At 64.4% G+C, this 17164-nt stretch carries 19 protein-coding genes; 13 read left to right on the forward strand and 6 right to left on the reverse strand.

Annotated elements, in window-relative coordinates:
* Positions 1-14: 14 nt before the first annotated feature.
* From ACZYTC_RS01080 to ACZYTC_RS01095, 4 genes are all read right to left on the reverse strand, one after another.
* Positions 15-368: a hypothetical protein gene (locus ACZYTC_RS01080; protein ID WP_434957916.1), complete on the reverse strand. Its 354-nt coding sequence runs from the start codon at positions 366-368 to the stop codon at positions 15-17.
* Between the two features lie 72 nt (positions 369-440).
* Positions 441-794 carry a hypothetical protein gene (locus ACZYTC_RS01085; protein ID WP_488988713.1) on the reverse strand — a complete coding sequence of 118 codons (354 nt, stop codon included), beginning with the start codon at positions 792-794 and terminating at the stop codon, positions 441-443.
* Between the two features lie 143 nt (positions 795-937).
* On the reverse strand, positions 938-1849 hold the full coding sequence (locus tag ACZYTC_RS01090) for a methyltransferase domain-containing protein (protein ID WP_434957914.1): 912 nt from the start codon (positions 1847-1849) through the stop codon (positions 938-940).
* 124 nt (positions 1850-1973) lie between these two features.
* Positions 1974-2960 (reverse strand): purine-nucleoside phosphorylase, encoded by a 987-nt coding sequence (locus tag ACZYTC_RS01095; RefSeq protein ID WP_488989967.1) that lies wholly within the window; start codon positions 2958-2960, stop codon positions 1974-1976.
* Between the two features lie 99 nt (positions 2961-3059).
* Between ACZYTC_RS01095 and ACZYTC_RS01100 the strand changes: the two genes are divergently transcribed.
* On the forward strand, positions 3060-3425 hold the full coding sequence (locus tag ACZYTC_RS01100) for a hypothetical protein (RefSeq protein ID WP_488988714.1): 366 nt from the start codon (positions 3060-3062) through the stop codon (positions 3423-3425).
* A 94-nt stretch (positions 3426-3519) separates the two neighbouring features.
* Here the strand turns inward: ACZYTC_RS01100 and ACZYTC_RS01105 are convergent, their stop codons facing one another.
* Positions 3520-3702 (reverse strand): hypothetical protein, encoded by a 183-nt coding sequence (locus ACZYTC_RS01105; RefSeq protein WP_488988715.1) that lies wholly within the window; start codon positions 3700-3702, stop codon positions 3520-3522.
* 142 nt (positions 3703-3844) lie between these two features.
* On the opposite strand from ACZYTC_RS01105, the gene ACZYTC_RS01110 reads away from it, so the two are divergent.
* From ACZYTC_RS01110 to ACZYTC_RS01125, 4 genes are all read left to right on the forward strand, one after another.
* The gene (locus ACZYTC_RS01110; RefSeq protein WP_488988716.1) at positions 3845-4144 is read left to right on the forward strand and encodes a DUF982 domain-containing protein; all 300 of its coding nucleotides are present in this window, start codon (positions 3845-3847) and stop codon (positions 4142-4144) included.
* Between the two features lie 270 nt (positions 4145-4414).
* A complete protein-coding gene (locus ACZYTC_RS01115) occupies positions 4415-5428 on the forward strand; it encodes a ligase-associated DNA damage response exonuclease (protein WP_488988717.1) in 1014 nt (337 codons plus the stop codon).
* On the forward strand, positions 5425-7095 hold the full coding sequence (locus ACZYTC_RS01120; protein WP_488988718.1) for a cisplatin damage response ATP-dependent DNA ligase: 1671 nt from the start codon (positions 5425-5427) through the stop codon (positions 7093-7095). The genes ACZYTC_RS01115 and ACZYTC_RS01120 overlap by 4 nt, the downstream gene beginning before the upstream one ends.
* A 2-nt stretch (positions 7096-7097) precedes the next feature.
* The gene (locus ACZYTC_RS01125; RefSeq protein ID WP_149253881.1) at positions 7098-7376 is read left to right on the forward strand and encodes a DUF6460 domain-containing protein; all 279 of its coding nucleotides are present in this window, start codon (positions 7098-7100) and stop codon (positions 7374-7376) included.
* Between the two features lie 31 nt (positions 7377-7407).
* Here the strand turns inward: ACZYTC_RS01125 and ACZYTC_RS01130 are convergent, their stop codons facing one another.
* Positions 7408-8193: an HpcH/HpaI aldolase family protein gene (locus ACZYTC_RS01130; RefSeq protein WP_441770251.1), complete on the reverse strand. Its 786-nt coding sequence runs from the start codon at positions 8191-8193 to the stop codon at positions 7408-7410.
* 113 nt (positions 8194-8306) lie between these two features.
* Here ACZYTC_RS01130 and ACZYTC_RS01135 point away from each other — a divergent pair, with 113 nt between their 5' ends.
* From ACZYTC_RS01135 to ACZYTC_RS01170, 8 genes are all read left to right on the forward strand, one after another.
* Positions 8307-9089, forward strand: coding sequence for an IclR family transcriptional regulator (locus ACZYTC_RS01135; protein WP_434957907.1), 783 nt, complete (start codon positions 8307-8309; stop codon positions 9087-9089).
* A gap of 135 nt (positions 9090-9224) precedes the next feature.
* Entirely contained in the window at positions 9225-10145 is a 921-nt protein-coding gene (locus ACZYTC_RS01140; RefSeq protein ID WP_488988719.1) for a cupin domain-containing protein, read from the forward strand.
* A 145-nt stretch (positions 10146-10290) separates the two neighbouring features.
* Entirely contained in the window at positions 10291-11238 is a 948-nt protein-coding gene (locus ACZYTC_RS01145) for a DUF6282 family protein (RefSeq protein ID WP_488988720.1), read from the forward strand.
* A 169-nt stretch (positions 11239-11407) separates the two neighbouring features.
* On the forward strand, positions 11408-12721 hold the full coding sequence (locus ACZYTC_RS01150; RefSeq protein ID WP_434957904.1) for an MFS transporter: 1314 nt from the start codon (positions 11408-11410) through the stop codon (positions 12719-12721).
* Between the two features lie 82 nt (positions 12722-12803).
* Positions 12804-14162 carry an MATE family efflux transporter gene (locus ACZYTC_RS01155; RefSeq protein ID WP_441770255.1) on the forward strand — a complete coding sequence of 453 codons (1359 nt, stop codon included), beginning with the start codon at positions 12804-12806 and terminating at the stop codon, positions 14160-14162.
* A 144-nt stretch (positions 14163-14306) separates the two neighbouring features.
* Complete coding sequence (locus ACZYTC_RS01160) at positions 14307-15950, forward strand: ABC transporter ATP-binding protein (protein ID WP_488988721.1); 1644 nt, start codon at positions 14307-14309, stop codon at positions 15948-15950.
* Positions 15947-16468, forward strand: a complete 522-nt coding sequence (locus ACZYTC_RS01165; protein ID WP_454815638.1) for a MarR family winged helix-turn-helix transcriptional regulator — start codon at positions 15947-15949, stop codon at positions 16466-16468. Before ACZYTC_RS01160 ends, ACZYTC_RS01165 begins: the two co-directional genes overlap by 4 nt.
* Positions 16465-17163: an SDR family NAD(P)-dependent oxidoreductase gene (locus tag ACZYTC_RS01170; RefSeq protein ID WP_434957900.1), complete on the forward strand. Its 699-nt coding sequence runs from the start codon at positions 16465-16467 to the stop codon at positions 17161-17163. The genes ACZYTC_RS01165 and ACZYTC_RS01170 overlap by 4 nt, the downstream gene beginning before the upstream one ends.
* Position 17164 lies beyond the last annotated feature (1 nt).

Raw genomic sequence — 17164 nt, forward strand, 5'->3', positions numbered from 1 at the left:
TCGACCTGAAGGTGCTAGCGGCAATCATAGATTGCCATGATGGCATGGGCCTCGCCATAGGCGCCTGGATCATTGGTGATGCTGTAGCGGATGGGAGGGCGTGCCCCCTCGCACCCCTCCCGGCGAGCACGTGCATCTAGGTCATGCATGATGGCGGGTGTGATGGGTTGAGGTCTGCGCCAATAGTAAAAATTGGAGACCATGAGCCCTCCAGCGTGACTACCATCGCCAATACGCGAAATGCGCTTGACCACGTCGCCCCGCGAAGTCTCCTGAGAGGTGCGGGTGATGAGGTTCAGGTCGCTTCGGCCGGCGCAACTGGCAAGGCTGAGGCTTGCCACGGCTATAGCGAGAATTTTCGAGTACATACTCTTTCTCCGGAGACCAGAGGCGGATTCCGCAAAAACCCGCTTGAAGCGGGTCGGTCGTCGGCCCGGTGTTCAATCGCAGTCGTAGTGGGTGATGATGCGATAGGCCGAGGTATAGGTGCCCCAGCGAGCGCTGACGCTGCTGCGCACAGGGACATTGCCGTCGAGGCAGCCGGCACGGCGAGCCCGGATGTCCATGTCGCGCAGGATCGGCGTCGTCACCGGCTGGGGCCGGCTCGCATAATAGAAATTCGACACCATCAGATTGCCGGCCAGGATGCCGTCGGTGATGCGAGTGGTGTCCTTGACGACCCGGCCGCGCGGCGTCTGGTCAGCCGTCCTCGTCAGGGTCTGCAGACCACCGCTGGTTGCACAGCTCGCACAGGCAAGGCCTGCCAGGACGACCGCGGAAATTCTCGAAAACATAGTGCCCCCCTTCAAGCGCATGACTCTCCGTTGGTTGGCAAGCAACCAAGTCCCCCGAGCCATCCTTACGTTGGGGAAGTAATTTTGCCAAGGCGCGCGACGTACCAGGAGTGGCGCCGAAGTTTTCTTGTCTTGCGGACCGGTCAGCGTTCCAGCACGACCACCAGGCCCGGCACCGGTACGCCTCGGTCGGTGCGAGCCCAGGCGTCATCGAGATGGCGTGGCTGCAGGCCGGCCGCGGCCACCCAGCTCTCGATGCCTTCACGCGAATGGGCGTAGCGCAGATCGTGATTGAGAATGAAGGCGGCAGGGCCGTCCTGACTCTGGACCGTGAAGGCGAACAGCCCGCCGGGCACCAGCACGCGCGCGGCTTGCCGGAAAATGGTGTCGAGGTCACCGAGATAGATGAACACGTCGGCGGCCAGGATCAGGTCGGCGCTGCCCGCGTCCTGCCGGAGGAGAAAATCGGCGATATCGGCTCGTTCCAGCTCACGATAGATCTGCTTGGCACGTGCCTTGGCAAGCATGGCGGCGGAGAGGTCGACGCCGACGATATTTTGGCAGTAGGGGTGGAAGATCTCCCCCGCAAGACCGGTGCCGCAACCCAGATCCAGTGCGCGTTCGAACGGCCCTTGTCGGCCAAGTCCGTCCAATGCCATGCGCAGCAGGGCAGGGCCACGATAGGAGAGATTGTCGACCAGGGAGCGCTCGAAGCGCGGCGCATATTCGTCGAACAGAGCGGCAATATGGGCCGGCGTCATCGCGCCATTGGCCGGCATCTCGCCGAGCCGGGCCAGACGTGCCCCAGCGCCTGCTTCATCCGTCGGGTCGAGGGAAAGGGACCTTCGGAAGGCCTCGATGGCTTCTTTCAGACGGCCGAGTGTCTCGTTGAGATCGCCAAGCGTCAGCCAGCCGGCGGCCCAGCCAGGCGCCTCATCAAGGGCCTGCGCCACCAGTTCGGCGGCCGATGCAGGATCGCCCCCGGTCTTGTAGTCCATGGCATAGGCGAAACGGCGGTCGGCGATGGCATTGCCGGAGGAACGGGCTTTGAGCATGGTGGGGCTGCGGGAGAAAGCCGAGCGGACAGAACGGCCTGTCGGGCCATGTAGAGTTCGTGATGCCGGCAGCTCTCATCAAAATTGCGAGCACCACGACGTCCGTGGAAGCGCCAAAAGACGCCTACAGCCTGCCGGCTGACCATGACGGCCAGTTCTTGAGGACCGCGTCGGCGAAGGTCGAGCCGACACGATAAGCATTGGCAACCGACGGGCCGAAGCCGCCGGACTTGGCGCTGAGCGACTCTGCCGCGCTCTGGCCGGGCGCCTCGCGATCGAAGTTGGAGGCGGTGCGCAGCACGGCGATGCGGTCGAAGTCGAGCAGGCCGGCTTCGGCGCCGCGCTTGAGGGCGGTCAGCGTGGCATTATCTTCCATCTGCGTGGTGCAGTAATTCGCCTTGCCGTCGGTGGCATGCCTGGCCCAGCGTTCCATGGCATCGCCGATCCTGGACCCGTGCCAATAGGTGTCGATCGAGATGGTATCGCACAGCTTCACTGTCGGTTTGTCGCGGGCGGCTTCGTCCTGATAGCGGCTGCGATAGTTCTGCGCGTCCTTGCCGTCTGCGAGTTCGACGGAGCGGGTCAGCTCGAAGGCCTTTTCCGCCAGTTTCGGATTGAGCGCATAGACCTCGGTACCGGCGCTCCAGCCTGCCTTGTCGCTCGGCTTGGCGGCGCCAAGGGGCAGCATGCCGTCGGGCCAATCGGCGGGGATCTGGCGCGGGTCGATATCGTGGCGCAGGCCGCCATCGATGACATAGCGCGCCCACAGCGCCGATCCCAGCGTGCCGTCCTTGGGATCGACGCCGGCAATGCCGTCGATCAGGAAATAGGTCTGCTTCAGGTCGAACTTGCCGCCGAGGACGAGGGCTGCCGTCGAGCTGGCCGCATTGGCATAGCCCATGGCCGTCGTCATCACGCACAGGCCGTCGGTATCGCACGCGACGTCGGGATATTCCCGCGACAGGCCGGGAACCTTGATTTTCGTCGTCAGTTTCCGGGCCTCGAGCCAGGGCTTGGTTTCCTCGCCGAACATGGTGATCACCATCACCTTGGGAGCGATCCGTTCGGCGGCGCTGACATGGGTACTGAAGACGAGAGCCAGTGCCGCCATCAGGCCGGCGCCGACAAGATATTTGCTTGCGGATGGCACCCGCGATTGGGCCTTGGCCAGCATCGGCGTCCGGTTAAACAGCATCTGGAAGGGATCTCCATGGTTGCCCTCTCCGGTATCGCATGGGCGGGGCGATGTCATCCTGTTCCATATGATGGTGACGCCGCATTTTGTTCATCATTTGTGGACGGGAGTGCCGAGAAAGTTGAGGAAGGGCGGATCGTGCTCAATTTTCCCGCTTCTTGGCGGGGGACGCTTGTGGTTTTTGGGGAGCCGGAGCCTATTGGTGCGGAGATTGGACGCCCGCCCATGGACTCTGATGACCTTCGTAAAATCGCGGTGCTCGTGTTCGTGGCACTCTTGCTCGCTGCGTGTATTTGGGTCTTCGAAACCCTGAAGGCCGACAATGACCTGTTGAATTGCGTGACGTCTGGTCGCACCAACTGCGAGCCGCTGCATGAGTAATGAATCGCCCGGAAACTCGGGCGCCGCGCGGTCAGACGTTCGGGCTTCGGCCTCATATTTGATGCATCAAGGGGGCGCTGAGCCGGCAGGCGCGCTAGATGGCGAGGATGGCAGGCCAGCCGCTGCCTGGCTGTTTCGGGCCGCCACCGCCGGTGATGCACCGCAGTGTCCCGAAGGCATCGACCATGCAGGTCATGACGGCCTTCGCTTTCCATGCGTGCTCGGGGAACCCAACCAGCTTTGGAGCGTTGCTGCTGTCGTCATAGCTGTTGGGCATATTTTGATTTGATCCGTAATTTGGGGAGAAAAACCCGCTTCCGACGGCGCTTGGGAATTCGCCTTGAAATCGGCGCTGCGGGTTCAAATCTCTGTCTCGGCTTCGGACGGCCATGCACTTATTGGACTAGTTGAGGTGTGAAATGTCGGAAGTTGCCTTCCATCATCCAGTCTCGTTCAAGCTCGGGCACAATCGGACGGTTGTGATCCGATCGGTTCAGCAGGCACTGGATTTTCTCGACAATCGGTGGCCTGAGATGGGTGAAGCTCTCTATGTGGTTGCGCGAGGCGCCTGCCTTGAAGCGTTGATCGACGAGGGGAAAGTCAAAGCCGCGAGATATGCCTTCATGGACGCCCTGGTCGAGGCTGGGCTTGAGCCAGTCTTCGAGTTCGGATTCATGTCGGCAATGAGCAACAGCTCACACAATGGATTGGTGACCTGAGCGATGATGGCCTTGGGGGAGGCATCGATCTGTCTCCCCAGATAGGCACGGTGCCGGACTGCCCCCCGAGTGATACAGCAAATCAAGGTGACTTGGAGTGGCAGGACTTGGAGTGGCAGGACTTGAAGTGGCGGGACAAGCGCTCGGCGTGGCCATGCCAGCCTAAAAACCGGAGGACGCTGGCACGCACCTCCTGGCACGCACCTCCTGGCACACACCTCCTGGCACCCGCACCTTGGCCCCGTTCCGCTTTCACCCTATGTTCTCGCGATGCGGCCTTCGGACTTGCTGATTCCGACGCCGTCGGGGCTATATTGCCCGCTGGCGGATGTCCATGTCGATCCCATCGGGCCGGTCGAACGGGCCTTGATCACCCACGCCCATTCCGATCATGCCCGCGCCGGTCATCGCCAGGTGCTGGCCACCGCCGAGACGCTGGCGATCATGGCGGCGCGCTATGGCGAGGATTTTTGCGAAACGCGCCAGACCGCCATTCTCGGCCAGAAGCTCGATCTCGGCGGCGTGAGCGTGACGTTTCACCCCGCCGGCCACGTGCTGGGCTCGGCGCAGATTGCCTTCGAGGCAAAGGGCCTGCGCATCGTCGCCTCGGGAGACTACAAGCGCCAGGCCGATCCGACCTGCCTGCCCTTCGAGCCGGTACCCTGCGATGTCTTCATCTCGGAAGCCACCTTCGCCCTGCCGGTGTTCCGCCATCCCGATCCCCGGCAGGAGATCGGTAAGCTGCTCGGGTCGCTGGCTCTGTTTCCCGAGCGGGCCCATCTCGTTGGCGCCTATTCCCTCGGCAAGGCCCAGCGCATCATCGCCATGGCCCGCCAGGCCGGTCATCAGGCGCCGATCTATCTGCATGGCGCCATGGAGAAGGTGACGCGCCTCTATGAAGCCTTCGGCATCGAACTCGGAATGCTGCAACTGGTGCGCGACGTCAAGCCTGCCGAACTGGCTGGTGCCATCGTGCTCTGTCCGCCCAGTGCGGCCCAGGAAGCCTGGTCGCGCAAGATGCCGGATCCCCTCAGCGTCTACGCTTCGGGCTGGATGCGCATCCGGGCGCGGGCGCGCCAGAGTGGCGCCGAACTGCCGCTGGTGATCTCCGACCATGCCGATTGGTCCGATCTGCAGCGCTCGATCCTGGAGACGGGCTGCTCGGAGCTCTGGGTCACGCACGGCCAGGAAGATGCACTGGTGCATTGGGCCGGCAGCCAGGGGCTGAAGGCCCAGCCCCTGCACATGATCGGCTATGGCGACGAGGAGGCGGAGGAGGCATGAACCGCTTCGCCGAATTGCTTGATCGCCTTGCCTATGAGCCGGGCCGCAACGCCAAGCTGCGGCTGCTGACGAGCTATTTCCGCGATACGCCCGATCCGGACCGCGGCTATGCGCTTGCGGCGATCACCGGGGCGCTGTCCTTCCGCAACGCCAAGCCGGCCTTGCTGCGCGAGTTGATCGGCGAACGGGCCGATCCCGAACTCTTTGCGCTGTCCTACGACTATGTCGGCGATCTTTCCGAGACCATCGCGCTGATGTGGCCGGCCCGGCCGGGCATGAACCATGCGCCTACCTTGTCGGAAGTGGTGGAGGCTCTGAGCCAGGCCGGGCGCTCGGAAATGCCTGCCCTGATCGCCCGCCATCTCGACGCGCTGGACGAGAAGGGGCGCTGGGCATTCCTCAAGCTCATCACCGGAGCGTTGAGGATCGGCGCTTCCGCCCGTCTCGCCAAGAGCGCCGTTGCGGCGCTGGGCAAGCTCTCGGCCGACGACATCGAGCTGGCCTGGCCAGGCCTGCAGCCACCCTATCAGGAGCTGTTCGCCTGGGCGGAAGGCAGGGGCGAGCGGCCCGAGAGCGGCAACCCCGCCCCGTTTCGGCCGGTGATGCTGGCCCATGCCCTGGAAGAGGGCGATCTTGCGGCCATCCTGCCGGACAGCCATGTCGCGGAATGGAAATGGGACGGCATCCGCGTCCAGGCCGTCGGCGCTCTCACTGAAAATGGACCCGTGCTGCGCCTTTACTCCCGCACCGGCGAGGATATTGCCCCGGCCTTTCCCGATCTCGTCGAGGCCCTCAATTTCGAGGGCGCCATCGATGGTGAATTGCTGGTGCGGCGGCTCGGCGAGGATGGTGCCGGCCGCATCGAGAATTTCAATGCCCTGCAGCGGAGGCTCAACCGCAAGAGCGTGACGCCCAAGCTGGTCGCCGACTATCCCGCCCATATCAGGGCCTACGACCTGCTGGCCGAAGGGGATGAGGATCTGCGCGATTGTCCCTTCATCGAAAGGCGGGCCCGACTGGAGACTTTCGTGGCACGCCTTGCTTCGCCACGCCTCGACCTTTCGCCGTTGGTCGCCTTCGCCGGGCCGGACGCCCTGGCGTTGGCCCGGGAAAATCCCGCTAGCGCTGGGGCCGGTCCTGACGCCGAAGCGGTCGAGGGGCTGATGCTGAAGCGGCGCGACAGCCTCTATGTGCCCGGCCGGCCGAAGGGGCTATGGTTCAAGTGGAAGCGCGAGCCGTTCCGCATCGACGCTGTGCTGATGTATGCCCAGCGCGGCCATGGCAAGCGTTCCTCCTTCTATTCCGACTACACGTTCGGTGTGTGGAAGGGTGAGGAGCTGGTGCCGGTCGGCAAGGCCTATTTCGGCTTCACCGACGAGGAATTGCGCGACATCGACCGTTTCGTCCGCAACAACACGGTGAACCGCTTCGGGCCAGTGAGGGAAGTTGTCCACACCGCCGAGAAAGGCCTGGTGGTGGAAGTTGCCTTCGAGGGACTGGCGCGTTCCAGCCGCCACAAATCCGGCGTCGCCATGCGCTTTCCTCGGCTGGCACGCTTGCGCTGGGACAAGCCGCCGAGCGAGGCGGACAGGCTGGAAAGCCTCACTGCCCTGCTTGACCGCGGGGCCGTCACGCCCGAAATAGGCGCTGGTACGGTAGGAGATTAGGTATGGCTGGGCTGGAGAAGTTCATGGGCGGCTCGGTGATGGGCACGATTATCAAGCTGGTGGTGGTTTCCGTCGCCGTGGGCCTCGTGCTGGCCTGGCTCGACCTCACCCCCTGGGAACTCCTTGCCAGGCTTCGGCACTTCCTCGAGCGCCTGTCGGCGCAGGGCTTCGGCATGATCAAGGACCTGTTCGGCTATTTCCTGCTCGGAGCGGTGATCGTGGTTCCGATCTGGCTCGTGCTGCGCCTCTTGAAATCCGCCCCCTCCGGCGGGCGCAAATAGAACGCGAAAGCCTCCTTGCCGCCGCGTGCCGTTACGCGGCGAATTCCTTGGAAAAGCTACCCAGGCTTTCGGCCGCTGCCTTGCGCATGAAGGCCTGGTCGGAGGCCATGATGAAGGCGGAGGCACCGAGGGCATGGTAGCGCCTCGCTTCGGCCGCACTGGCTACCATCATGCAGACGGGCTTGCCGGCCCGTCCGGCCGCAGTGCAGATCGTCTCGACGGCGGCTTGGACGGCAGGCGCGTCGGTGCTCTCAGCCTGCAGCGCCACCGTAAGATCGCCCCGCCCGATGAAGACGGCATCCAGGCCCTCTGTGGCCAGAATGGCGTCGATCTCCGCCAGCGCTTCCGGGTCCTCGATCATCGCGATGAGACTGACATGTGCGTCCTGTCGATCGACATGCTGCCACATGCCGAGGCCTCCATAGCGCCCGGCGCGCGGCGAATTGGAAAAGCCCCGCCGGCCACCGCGATAGCGGCAGGCCTCGGCGGCTTCCCGGGCCTTGGCCGCGGAGGAGATGTGCGGGACGAGGACCCCTGCCGCTCCGTCGTCCAGCGCGCCGAGGATGCGGCTGATCTCGGGCACGCGGACGATCGCGGCGGTGCCGGCTGCGCGCGCTGCCAGCAGCACCAGTTCCGTCTGGCCACGGTCGAAAGGGGCATGTTCCTCGTCCACGACAACGAAGTCGAAACCGAGATCGCCGAGGATTTCGGTTGCATGGACGGTCGGTGTCTTGATGAACGATCCGAGGAGGGGTTTTTGCGAAAGCAGGCGCTGGCGGAAATTGTCTGTGGGGTGTGACAGGCTGTTGGCAGGCATGGGATTGTTTTCTCTTGTTTCGTTAGTCGAAACATCGTTTCTATAATCAGGTTCAACTCAAAGGGCGCCCATGTCAATGGGCAGATGTGCCCTTCCTCGTGAGGGAATGAAGAATGCCTCGTGTTAGCGGCCCGGGTGGCGACGGCGTGCAGGCGGTGGTTCTGGCCATGCGCATCCTGGAATTGCTGGCGGAGGAGGGGCGGCCCATGGGCGTGTCGGCGATGGCCGTCGCGCTGGAAACCACCAAGAGCCGGATCTGGCGCTATCTGCAGACGCTGGTGCAGCACGGCTACGTCGTCCAACTGCCGGAGACCGAGCGCTACCAACTCGGCAGTCGTCTGATCAAGCTGGGGCGGGCCGTGGGGGAGGGGCGCGATATCGTCTCGGCCAGCGCGCGGGCCCTGCGGGAATTGCGCGACAGTCTCGGCCATTCCGCGGTGATTGCCCAGCTGGAAGCGGATGGGGTGCGCGTTCTCACCACCGTTCCAGGCAAATCCACAGTCGAGATCGGCGTCCGGCCTGGATCTCTGCTCGATTTTCACAGTTCGGCCCAGGGCAAGATCGCTCTGGCCTTCGGCAATGATGCCTTGCGGGCCGCTGTGTTCGGCATGCGCCTGGAGCGCCGCACGCAGGCGACGATCGTCACGCCCGGCGGCCTGCGCAAGGAGATCGAGCGCGTGCGCCAGGCCGGCTGGGCCACCGCACCAAACGAGATCCTGATCGGCCTGAATGCGCTGGCAGCACCCGTCTTCGATGCCGCCGGCTCCCTGGTGGGCACGCTGGCGATCGTCGACTCCGTGCAGTTCATTACCGAAACGCCCACCGCCGAACAGATCGAGCGAACGGTCAGGGCCGCAAAGCAGGTTTCCGAAGCGTTGGGCTACGTGCTCGATTGACGGCCGTTGGTGGCCCTCTTGACAAGGGAGAGCTTTGTCTCAAAAATAAATAGAACGTAGTTTCAACTAACGAAACAATAAGAGCGAGTCGATCGATGCGGCGCAAAGTGCGTCGGGTCCCGCTGGGAGGTTGCCATGTATGACGCTTCGGATCCGCGTTCGACGCTGGCGTCGGTCCACGCCGCGCCAGCGGCGACCGAGTTCGCCGGTGCCGATTGCGGCAAGTTCTACGAGGCCGCGCCCCAGGAGGACGATGCCAATGGCCGCAGCTGGCTCATCCGCAGCCAGCATTGCGTGGTTGCCTATACGGAAGCGCTGGATGGTGCCTGCTTCCGCCGCGCCGCACAGGCCGACGAATATGTGCTCCTGCTGCCCGATGCGGGCGTGAGCGCCGAGGTCGAGACCGCCGACGGCAAGGCGCGCGTACCGGGCTATTCGATCGTCTTCGTTCCGCCCGGCCCGAGCACGATCCGGATCATGGGATCGGGGGCGGTCGTGCGCTTGTTCACCTCCAGGGCCGAGGATCTCGCGGCCCGCTGCGTGAACGCGGCATCCTATGAGACGGCGCATCCCAATGTCGGGCCGTTCCAGCCCTGGCCGCAGGCGCAGGGTGGGCCCCAGCTGCATGTCTATTCGCTCGACGTGCCGGACGAGCCGGGGCGGTTCGGGCGCATCTGGCGCGGCTCGACCATGATGGTGAATGTCCTGCCGGTGCAACACGGGCCGCGCGACGTGACCAAGCTCTCGCCGCATCATCATGATGATTTCGAACAGATCTCCCTCGCGCTGGAGGGCGCCTTCACCCATCACCTGCGCTGGCCCTGGACCACGGATCTCAACGCCTGGCGCGACGATCAGCACGAATATTGCGAAGCGCCTTCGGTGATGGTGATCCCGCCGCCGGCCATCCATACCTCCCGCGGCATGCTGGCCGGGGTGAACCAGCTCGTCGACATCTTCTGCCCGCCGCGCCTGGATTTCTCGCTGAAGCCCGGCTGGGTGCTGAACGCCGCCGACTACCCGATGCCGGCTGAGGGTGCTGGCATCCTCTCTTAGCCCATTGATCGCACGGCAGAGCCGGCAGGCCCAAGGCGTTTTGCGATTTGGTGGAATCACCGGGAATCGCAAAGACGCGTCGGAACAAGGAGTTAGAGCAAATAGGCGTTCACTCTTGAACGCGCTTTTCTCTAGGGAGAAGACCATGGATGCACTGACCATCGATACCGGATCGACCGGGGATACCCAGCGCATCGACGCGCTGCTCAAGGGTGCGATCGATCCCCATGTGCATAGCGGGCCTTCGATCGCGCCGCGCGGCCTCGACCACCTGGAACTGGCCCGCCAGATGTCGGAGGCGGGCTTTGCGGCGGTGGTCACCAAGGACCATGACTATGCCGGCGTGGCGACGGCGGCGTTGATTTCCCGGCACCATCCGGAACTGACGACAAAGGTCTTTTCCGGCATCGTGCTCAACAATGTGGTGGGGGGCATCAACCCCCATGCCGTCGAGCATACGGCGGCGATGGGCGGCAAGGTCGTCTGGATGCCGACCTTGGCCGCCGAGAATCATCTCGAATGGGAGAAGACATCCTCCTGGTCGCATCCGGCCTCGACCCAGAAGATGCGGCCGGCCCGGGCGGTCCCGGTCCTCGACGCCAACAGGCAGGTGCTCGATGAGGTCAAGGACGTCCTGGACGTCATCGCCCGCAACCGCATGGCGCTTGCCAGCGGCCACCTGCATGTCAGCGAGACCTGGATCCTGTTCGAGGAAGCCCAGCGCCGCGGTGTCGAGCGCCTGATTTTCACGCACCCCGAGGACATCGTCGGCGCGAGCCTGGAGGATGTGAAGGGCATCGCCGCCATGGGTGCCTATGTGGAGCATTCGCTCTGCATGTTTCTGGAAGGATCCAAGTTCAAGACCCGCTCGGCGGAGGATCTTCGCCAGCAGATCGAGGAGGCCGGTATCGACCGCACCATCCTGTGTTCGGATCTCGGACAGGTCGGTGTGTTCAGCCCGCTGGAAGGGTTCCGGCGCGGCGTCCGGCTGTGCCTGGAACTCGGCTATTCCGACGAGGCGATCCGCCGGATGATTTCGACCAATACGGCGCGTGTGCTCGGCCTGGAGGAACTCGTCCTCCGGGCAGCCTGAGCAGCGCCCCAGGGCAGCGTTCTGCTCCTGTGGCGCCTTCGGGCTCCCGAATGCGGGCGCCTGTGCCGCGCCGATCTACGCGTACCGACATAACCGGCCCCACGCTCGCGCCTGCCAACGGAGCTGGACGCGCAGCCTTCAACACAAGGCCGGAAGCAGGGAGGAATGCATGTTCGCCTGGTTTACCAGTCTCGATCGTACCGAGCGCAAGACGCTCTATGCCTGTTTCGGCGGATGGGCCGTCGATGCGCTTGACACCCAGCTCTACAGTTTTCTCATCCCCACTTTGATCGCAGTGTGGGGCATGACGAATGCCGAGGCTGGCTTTCTCGGAACCTCGGCCCTGATCTCCTCCGCCATCGGGGGCTGGGCGGCCGGCATCCTGAGCGACCGGATCGGGCGCGTGCGCGTCATGAAGCTCGCCATCCTCTGGTTTTCGTTTTTCACCGTGCTGAGCGGTTTTTGCAACTCCTTCGAGCAGTTGCTCGCCGCCCGCATCCTGTCGGGCATCGGCTTCGGCGGCGAATGGGCTGCCGGCTCGGTCCTGATGGGTGAGATCATCCGTTCCGAATATCGCGGCAAGGCGGTGGGAACCGTGCAGAGCGCCTATGCGATCGGCTATGCCATTGCGGCGGTTCTCTCGTCCATCCTGTTCGCGACCCTGCCGGATACGCAGGCCTGGCGCTGGATGTTCTGGCTTGGCGCGGCGCCGGCCATTCTTGTCCTGCTTGCCTTGCGCGGCGTCCCCGAGCCCGCTGTCTTTCTGGCGGCGAGGGAGAAGAGGGTGAAGGCCGGGCAAGCGCCCGCCAGCCCGTTCATGATCTTCCACCGGCGCTATCTCCGCACCACCTGCCTGACCTCGCTCCTGGCCTTCGGCGTGCAGGCAGGCGGCTTTTCCATGGTGATCTGGCTGCCGACCTTCCTGAAGACGGTACGGGAAATCTCCACGGTGGGCGTGGGCTATCACATGTTCGTTCTCACCGTGGGCTCCTTCGTCGGCTATATCGTCGCCGCCTATCTGTGCGACGCCATCGGCCGCCGCCGCAACTTCCTGCTCTTTGCCCTGCTGAACTGGATCTTCATACCGGCCTTCCTTTATCTGCCGGGTGGCGGGGTGGTGATGTTTGCGCTCGATTTCGTGCTCGGCTTTGCCGCTCTGGGAATTTACAGCGCGCTCGGGCCCTATTTCACCGAATTGTTTCCGAACGCCATCCGGGGCAACGGCCAGGGTTTTGCCTATAATTTCGGCCGGGCCGCCGGTGCCTTCTTTCCCACGGTCATCGGCCTGATGACGGCAGGTGGCGTCCTCCTGCTGCGCGATGCCATGGCCGTCACCGCGGTCAGCGCGTATTTCTTCGTGCTCCTCGCCATCGCCCTGCTGCCTGAGACGCGGGGCCGTGAACTCACCGAGGAGATCGAGAAGGACGATGCGGGGCAGGGGGCGCTGCACCTGGCGCAATCGGCTCCCGGAAGCGGTACCTGACCGGAACGGCAATCGGGCTTGGGCGAACACCTTGGAATGACTCTTGATTGAGGCTACCAAGGCGTGAGGAAAATCACCGCCCATGCCTGTCGCTTCGCCCGATACCCCCGTTCGTCCCGTCCCCGTCAGCCACCGCATCGTCATCGGCATCGCCGCGCCGATGACCTTGGCGCATCTGTCCACGCCACTGCTCGGGCTGGTCGACACCGCCGTGATCGGCCAGATCGGCAGCGAGGCCCTGCTCGGGGCGGTGGCTCTCAATGCCCTCCTGTTCGACTTCCTGTTCTGGGGCTTCGGCTTCCTGCGCATGGGCACCGCCGGCCTGACGGCGCAGGCGGTCGGCGCCGACGACAGGCTGGAGCAGCGGGCGGTGTTCCTGCGGGCGCTGGTGATGGCCGCCGTGCTCGGCCTTGCCATGGTGGCATTGCAGCGCGCAATTGCGGCGGTCGCTTTCCCGCTGCTCGGTGCCTCGCCCGAGGTGACCCATGCGGCGGAGATCTATTTCGCCATCCGCATCTGGTCCGCGCCCTTCGCCTTTGCCAATTATGCCGTGCTCGGTTGGCTGATCGGGCTGGGCCGGACCACCACCGGCCTGCTGCTGCAGATCGGCATCAACCTCGTCAACATCCTGCTCTGTGTCGTGTTCACGCTGGGGATGGGCTGGGGCGTTGCGGGTACGGCCTGGGCCACCACCCTGGCGGAGACGGCCGGCGTCGTCGCTGGCCTCGCCGTGGTCGCAGCTCATTTCGGCGGGCGGCTCGGTGTGCCCAGAACCTTGGTCTTCGACAAGGCCAAATTCGTGCGCATGATCGCGATCAACCGTGACATCATGCTGCGCACTTTCGCCTTGCTGGCAGCCTTCGTCTTCTTTGGGCGCCAGGGCGCGCTGGCCGGCGATGTGACGCTGGCAGCCAACGCCATCCTCAACAATTTCTTCCTGGTCGGTGGCTATTTTCTCGATGGCATTGCCACTGCGGCCGAACAGCTCAGCGGGCGCTCGATCGGTGCCAACAACCGGCCATCCTTCGAAAAGGCCGTGCGCTATTCGGTGATCTGGAGCTTGGCGCTGGCGATCGGCATGTCAGCCCTGCTGTTCGTGGCGGGCGGGGCCTTCATCGATTTCATGACCACCAGTACCTCGGTTCGCGAGCTGGCCCGGCAATTCCTGCCCTATGCCGCCGTCACGCCTGTCGCGGGCGCGCTCGCCTTCACCTTCGACGGTGTCTATGTCGGTGCCACCTGGAACGGCGCCATGCGCAACCTGATGGCGCTGGCGCTCGCCTGCTATTTCGGGCTGTGGTGGCTGCTGCAGCCCCTCGGCAATCATGGCTTGTGGCTCGCCTTGATCGGTTTCCTGGTGGCGCGCGGTGCGGGGCAGGGGCTGGCCTATTTTCGCCTGCTGCCAGGTTCGTTCTCCGGCATCCAGGCCAAGGCCGCCTGATCGGCCTGCCCCGGTTTGCGGCAGCGCAACATTCTCGCTGCCTGAAATTTCCGCTTGGCGCTGCCGACAAAATTAGTTGTAATCGTCCACTATATCGAGGACGGGGTACAAGCACCCCGCCGGTAATTGGGAAGGATGGTCACGATGCTGGTCTCCGACGCCGAGCCGAAAGCCCCGGGCGCGACCATCCTGTCGGTGGACAAGCTCACCGTCAGCCTGCCGCGCAACATGGAACGGCCCTACGCCGTCGAGGACATTTCCTTCGAGCTCAAGGCCGGTGAGATCCTCTGCATCATCGGTGAGTCCGGCTCGGGCAAATCCGTTACCGCCAACACGATCATGGGCCTGCTGTCGACATCGCTGACGGTGACGGGCGGGCGCATCCTGTTCAAAAACATGGACCTGCTTGCGGCCCGGGAAGAACAGCTGCGAGACCTTAGGGGCCGGGCTGTCTCGATCATCTTCCAGGATCCGCTCTCGGCGCTCAATCCGCTGATGACCATCGGCGACCAGATCTCCGAGGCGATGGAGGCCCATGGCGTGGGCACGCCGGCCGCGCGGCAGCAAAAGGTCGTCCAACTCCTCGGCGAAGTCGGGCTGCCCAATCCCACCACCATCCGCCATCAATATCCCTTCCGCCTCTCCGGCGGCCAGCGCCAGCGCGTGATGATCGCCATTGCCCTGGCCCTCGATCCGGACGTGCTGATCGCCGATGAGCCGACCACGGCGCTCGACGTTACCACCCAGGCCCAGATCCTTGAGCTCATCCGCAAGATCCAGCGCCGCAAGGGCATGAGCGTGATGTTCATCACCCATGATTTCGGCGTGGTGGCCGAAATCGCCGACCGCGTCGTGGTGATGGAAAAGGGCCGGTTGGTGGAGCAGGGCACGGCTGCCCAGGTCCTGCGTGACCCGCAGCACCCCTATACCAAGACGCTGATCGCGGCCGTGCCGCGCATGGTGGCCGAGGATGCCATCCCTGCCGCACTGCCCCCTGTCATCCTGGAGGCCGATGGGATCAGCAAGACCTACCAGGGCCAGGGGCGCTTCTTCGCCAAGGGCACGCCGGTGCGTGCCGTCGACGATGTCAGTTTCTCTGTCCGGCAAGGTTGCACCCTCGGGCTCGTCGGGGAGTCGGGCTCGGGCAAGTCATCGCTAGGGCGCGTGCTGATGAAGCTGATGGGTAGCGATGGGGGCCGCATCCTGTTCGAAGGGCGGGACATCGCGCCCTTGCGCGAGGATGAGTTCCGGCCGCTGCGTCCGCGCATCCAGATGATCTTCCAGGATCCCTATGCCTCGCTCAATCCCCGCCACACCGTCGGGCGCATCCTCACCGTCGGCCCCATGGCGCAGGGCATGGCCGCGGGCAAGGCCAAGGAGAAGGCCGTCGGCCTGCTCGGCCGCGTCGGCCTCGACGCCGGCGCCTATGACCGCTTTCCTCATGAATTCTCCGGCGGCCAGCGCCAGCGCATCGGCATTGCCCGCGCGCTGATGTTCGATCCCGTCCTGCTGATCGCCGACGAGGCGGTCTCGGCGCTCGACGTCTCGATCCAGGCCCAGATCCTGCAATTGCTGGCACGCATCCAGAAGGAGATGCATCTGGCCATGATCTTCATCACCCATGATCTGCGCGTCGCGAGCCAGATCTGCGACGAGGTCGCGGTGATGTTCAAGGGCCGGATCGTCGAGTCCGGGCCGCCGGCGCAGGTCTTCCGCAGGCCGCAGAACGACTACACCAAGCGCCTGGTGGCAGCCATTCCGGGCAGCGAATGGGAGCCTGCCGCATGAAGGAAACACGGGCCAAGCCGCCGACGCTACCCGAGCATATCGACCTCGACGTGCTCGAGGATACGCTGAGCTTCTATATCCGGGTGATCAGCCTGGCCGTGTCGCGCGACCTCGACGAATGGCTCGACGGGCTCGAAGTGGCCAAGGGCACCGGTAAGGTCACCACGTTGCTGCTGGTCGACAGCCATCCCGGCATCCGCCCCTCGGTGATCGCGCATCTGGTGATGAAGGACCGCTCCGCCATGGGGCGGCTGGTCGACCACATGATCGAGCAGGGGCTGCTCACCCGCAGGATCTCGTCCAACGACAGCCGGGCACACGAACTCTACATCACGCCGGCGGGCGCGGAGCTCGCCGCCAAGGTGCGCGTATTGGCGACGGAGCAGTCGAAACGCTTCTTCGACTTCATTCCCGAGCATGAGCAGAGACAGGTGATGGACATTCTGAAGCGGGCCTATTGCCGTTTCGTGGGCATGCCGCCTCGGAACGGTGCCGACAAGGAAGGACAAGTGGCATGAGTGAGCAGAGGGTAGCCCTGATCTCGGGCGCCAATCGGGGCATAGGGCAGGCGGCGGCGGCCGAGCTCGCGCGTCGGGGATGGCGGCTCTCACTGGGCATGCGGCATCCGGAGCAACCCACCTGGGCGGATCCAGACCACGTCCATTTGCAGGCCTATGACGCTGTCGATCCCCAGGCGGAGGCCGATTGGGCCGAGGCGGCCCTGCAGCGTTTCGGGCGCATCGATGCTGTTATCGCCAATGCTGGCATCATGATACCCAAGAACGTCATCGAGGCCGAGGACGAGGACCTGGACGCGATGCTGGCCGTGAACGTCAAGGCGCCGCGGCGTCTGGCCAAGGCAGCCTGGCAGGCGCTGTCCGAAAGCGGGAGCGGGCGGGTGATCGTCATCGCTTCGCTGTCAGGCAAGCGGGTCAAATCCTCGCGCGCCGGGCTCTATTCGATCTCCAAATATGCGGCCGTTGCGCTGGCGCACGGCATCCGCCATGAGGGCTTCGAGCGCGGCATCCGCGCCACCGCGATCTGCCCCGGCTTCGTCGCCACCGACATGGCTCTCGGCCTGACCGACCGCGCCGCCGAGAAGATGACCTCGCCGCGCGATCTCGCCCGCATCATTGCCATGCTGATCGAACTGCCCAACGAAGCCAGCGTCGCCGAATTCACCATCAACTGCCAGCTCGAAGAGTCCTACTGAC

The organism is Labrys sp. F242, from assembly GCF_057813875.1.

Coding starts and splice junctions, on each gene's coding strand:
- ACZYTC_RS01125 (WP_149253881.1), top strand. CDS start 7,098: ATGGCTGGGCTGGAGAAGTTCATGGGCGGCTCGGTGATGGGCACGATT.
- ACZYTC_RS01155 (WP_441770255.1), top strand. CDS start 12,804: ATGCCTGTCGCTTCGCCCGATACCCCCGTTCGTCCCGTCCCCGTCAGC.
- ACZYTC_RS01130 (WP_441770251.1), bottom strand. CDS start 8,193: ATGCCTGCCAACAGCCTGTCACACCCCACAGACAATTTCCGCCAGCGC.
- ACZYTC_RS01160 (WP_488988721.1), top strand. CDS start 14,307: ATGCTGGTCTCCGACGCCGAGCCGAAAGCCCCGGGCGCGACCATCCTG.
- ACZYTC_RS01080 (WP_434957916.1), bottom strand. CDS start 368: ATGTACTCGAAAATTCTCGCTATAGCCGTGGCAAGCCTCAGCCTTGCC.
- ACZYTC_RS01165 (WP_454815638.1), top strand. CDS start 15,947: ATGAAGGAAACACGGGCCAAGCCGCCGACGCTACCCGAGCATATCGAC.
- ACZYTC_RS01115 (WP_488988717.1), top strand. CDS start 4,415: ATGCGGCCTTCGGACTTGCTGATTCCGACGCCGTCGGGGCTATATTGC.
- ACZYTC_RS01150 (WP_434957904.1), top strand. CDS start 11,408: ATGTTCGCCTGGTTTACCAGTCTCGATCGTACCGAGCGCAAGACGCTC.
- ACZYTC_RS01100 (WP_488988714.1), top strand. CDS start 3,060: ATGGTTGCCCTCTCCGGTATCGCATGGGCGGGGCGATGTCATCCTGTT.
- ACZYTC_RS01105 (WP_488988715.1), bottom strand. CDS start 3,702: ATGCCCAACAGCTATGACGACAGCAGCAACGCTCCAAAGCTGGTTGGG.
- ACZYTC_RS01120 (WP_488988718.1), top strand. CDS start 5,425: ATGAACCGCTTCGCCGAATTGCTTGATCGCCTTGCCTATGAGCCGGGC.
- ACZYTC_RS01140 (WP_488988719.1), top strand. CDS start 9,225: ATGTATGACGCTTCGGATCCGCGTTCGACGCTGGCGTCGGTCCACGCC.
- ACZYTC_RS01095 (WP_488989967.1), bottom strand. CDS start 2,960: ATGGCGGCACTGGCTCTCGTCTTCAGTACCCATGTCAGCGCCGCCGAA.
- ACZYTC_RS01110 (WP_488988716.1), top strand. CDS start 3,845: ATGTCGGAAGTTGCCTTCCATCATCCAGTCTCGTTCAAGCTCGGGCAC.
- ACZYTC_RS01135 (WP_434957907.1), top strand. CDS start 8,307: ATGCCTCGTGTTAGCGGCCCGGGTGGCGACGGCGTGCAGGCGGTGGTT.
- ACZYTC_RS01090 (WP_434957914.1), bottom strand. CDS start 1,849: ATGCTCAAAGCCCGTTCCTCCGGCAATGCCATCGCCGACCGCCGTTTC.
- ACZYTC_RS01085 (WP_488988713.1), bottom strand. CDS start 794: ATGTTTTCGAGAATTTCCGCGGTCGTCCTGGCAGGCCTTGCCTGTGCG.
- ACZYTC_RS01145 (WP_488988720.1), top strand. CDS start 10,291: ATGGATGCACTGACCATCGATACCGGATCGACCGGGGATACCCAGCGC.
- ACZYTC_RS01170 (WP_434957900.1), top strand. CDS start 16,465: ATGAGTGAGCAGAGGGTAGCCCTGATCTCGGGCGCCAATCGGGGCATA.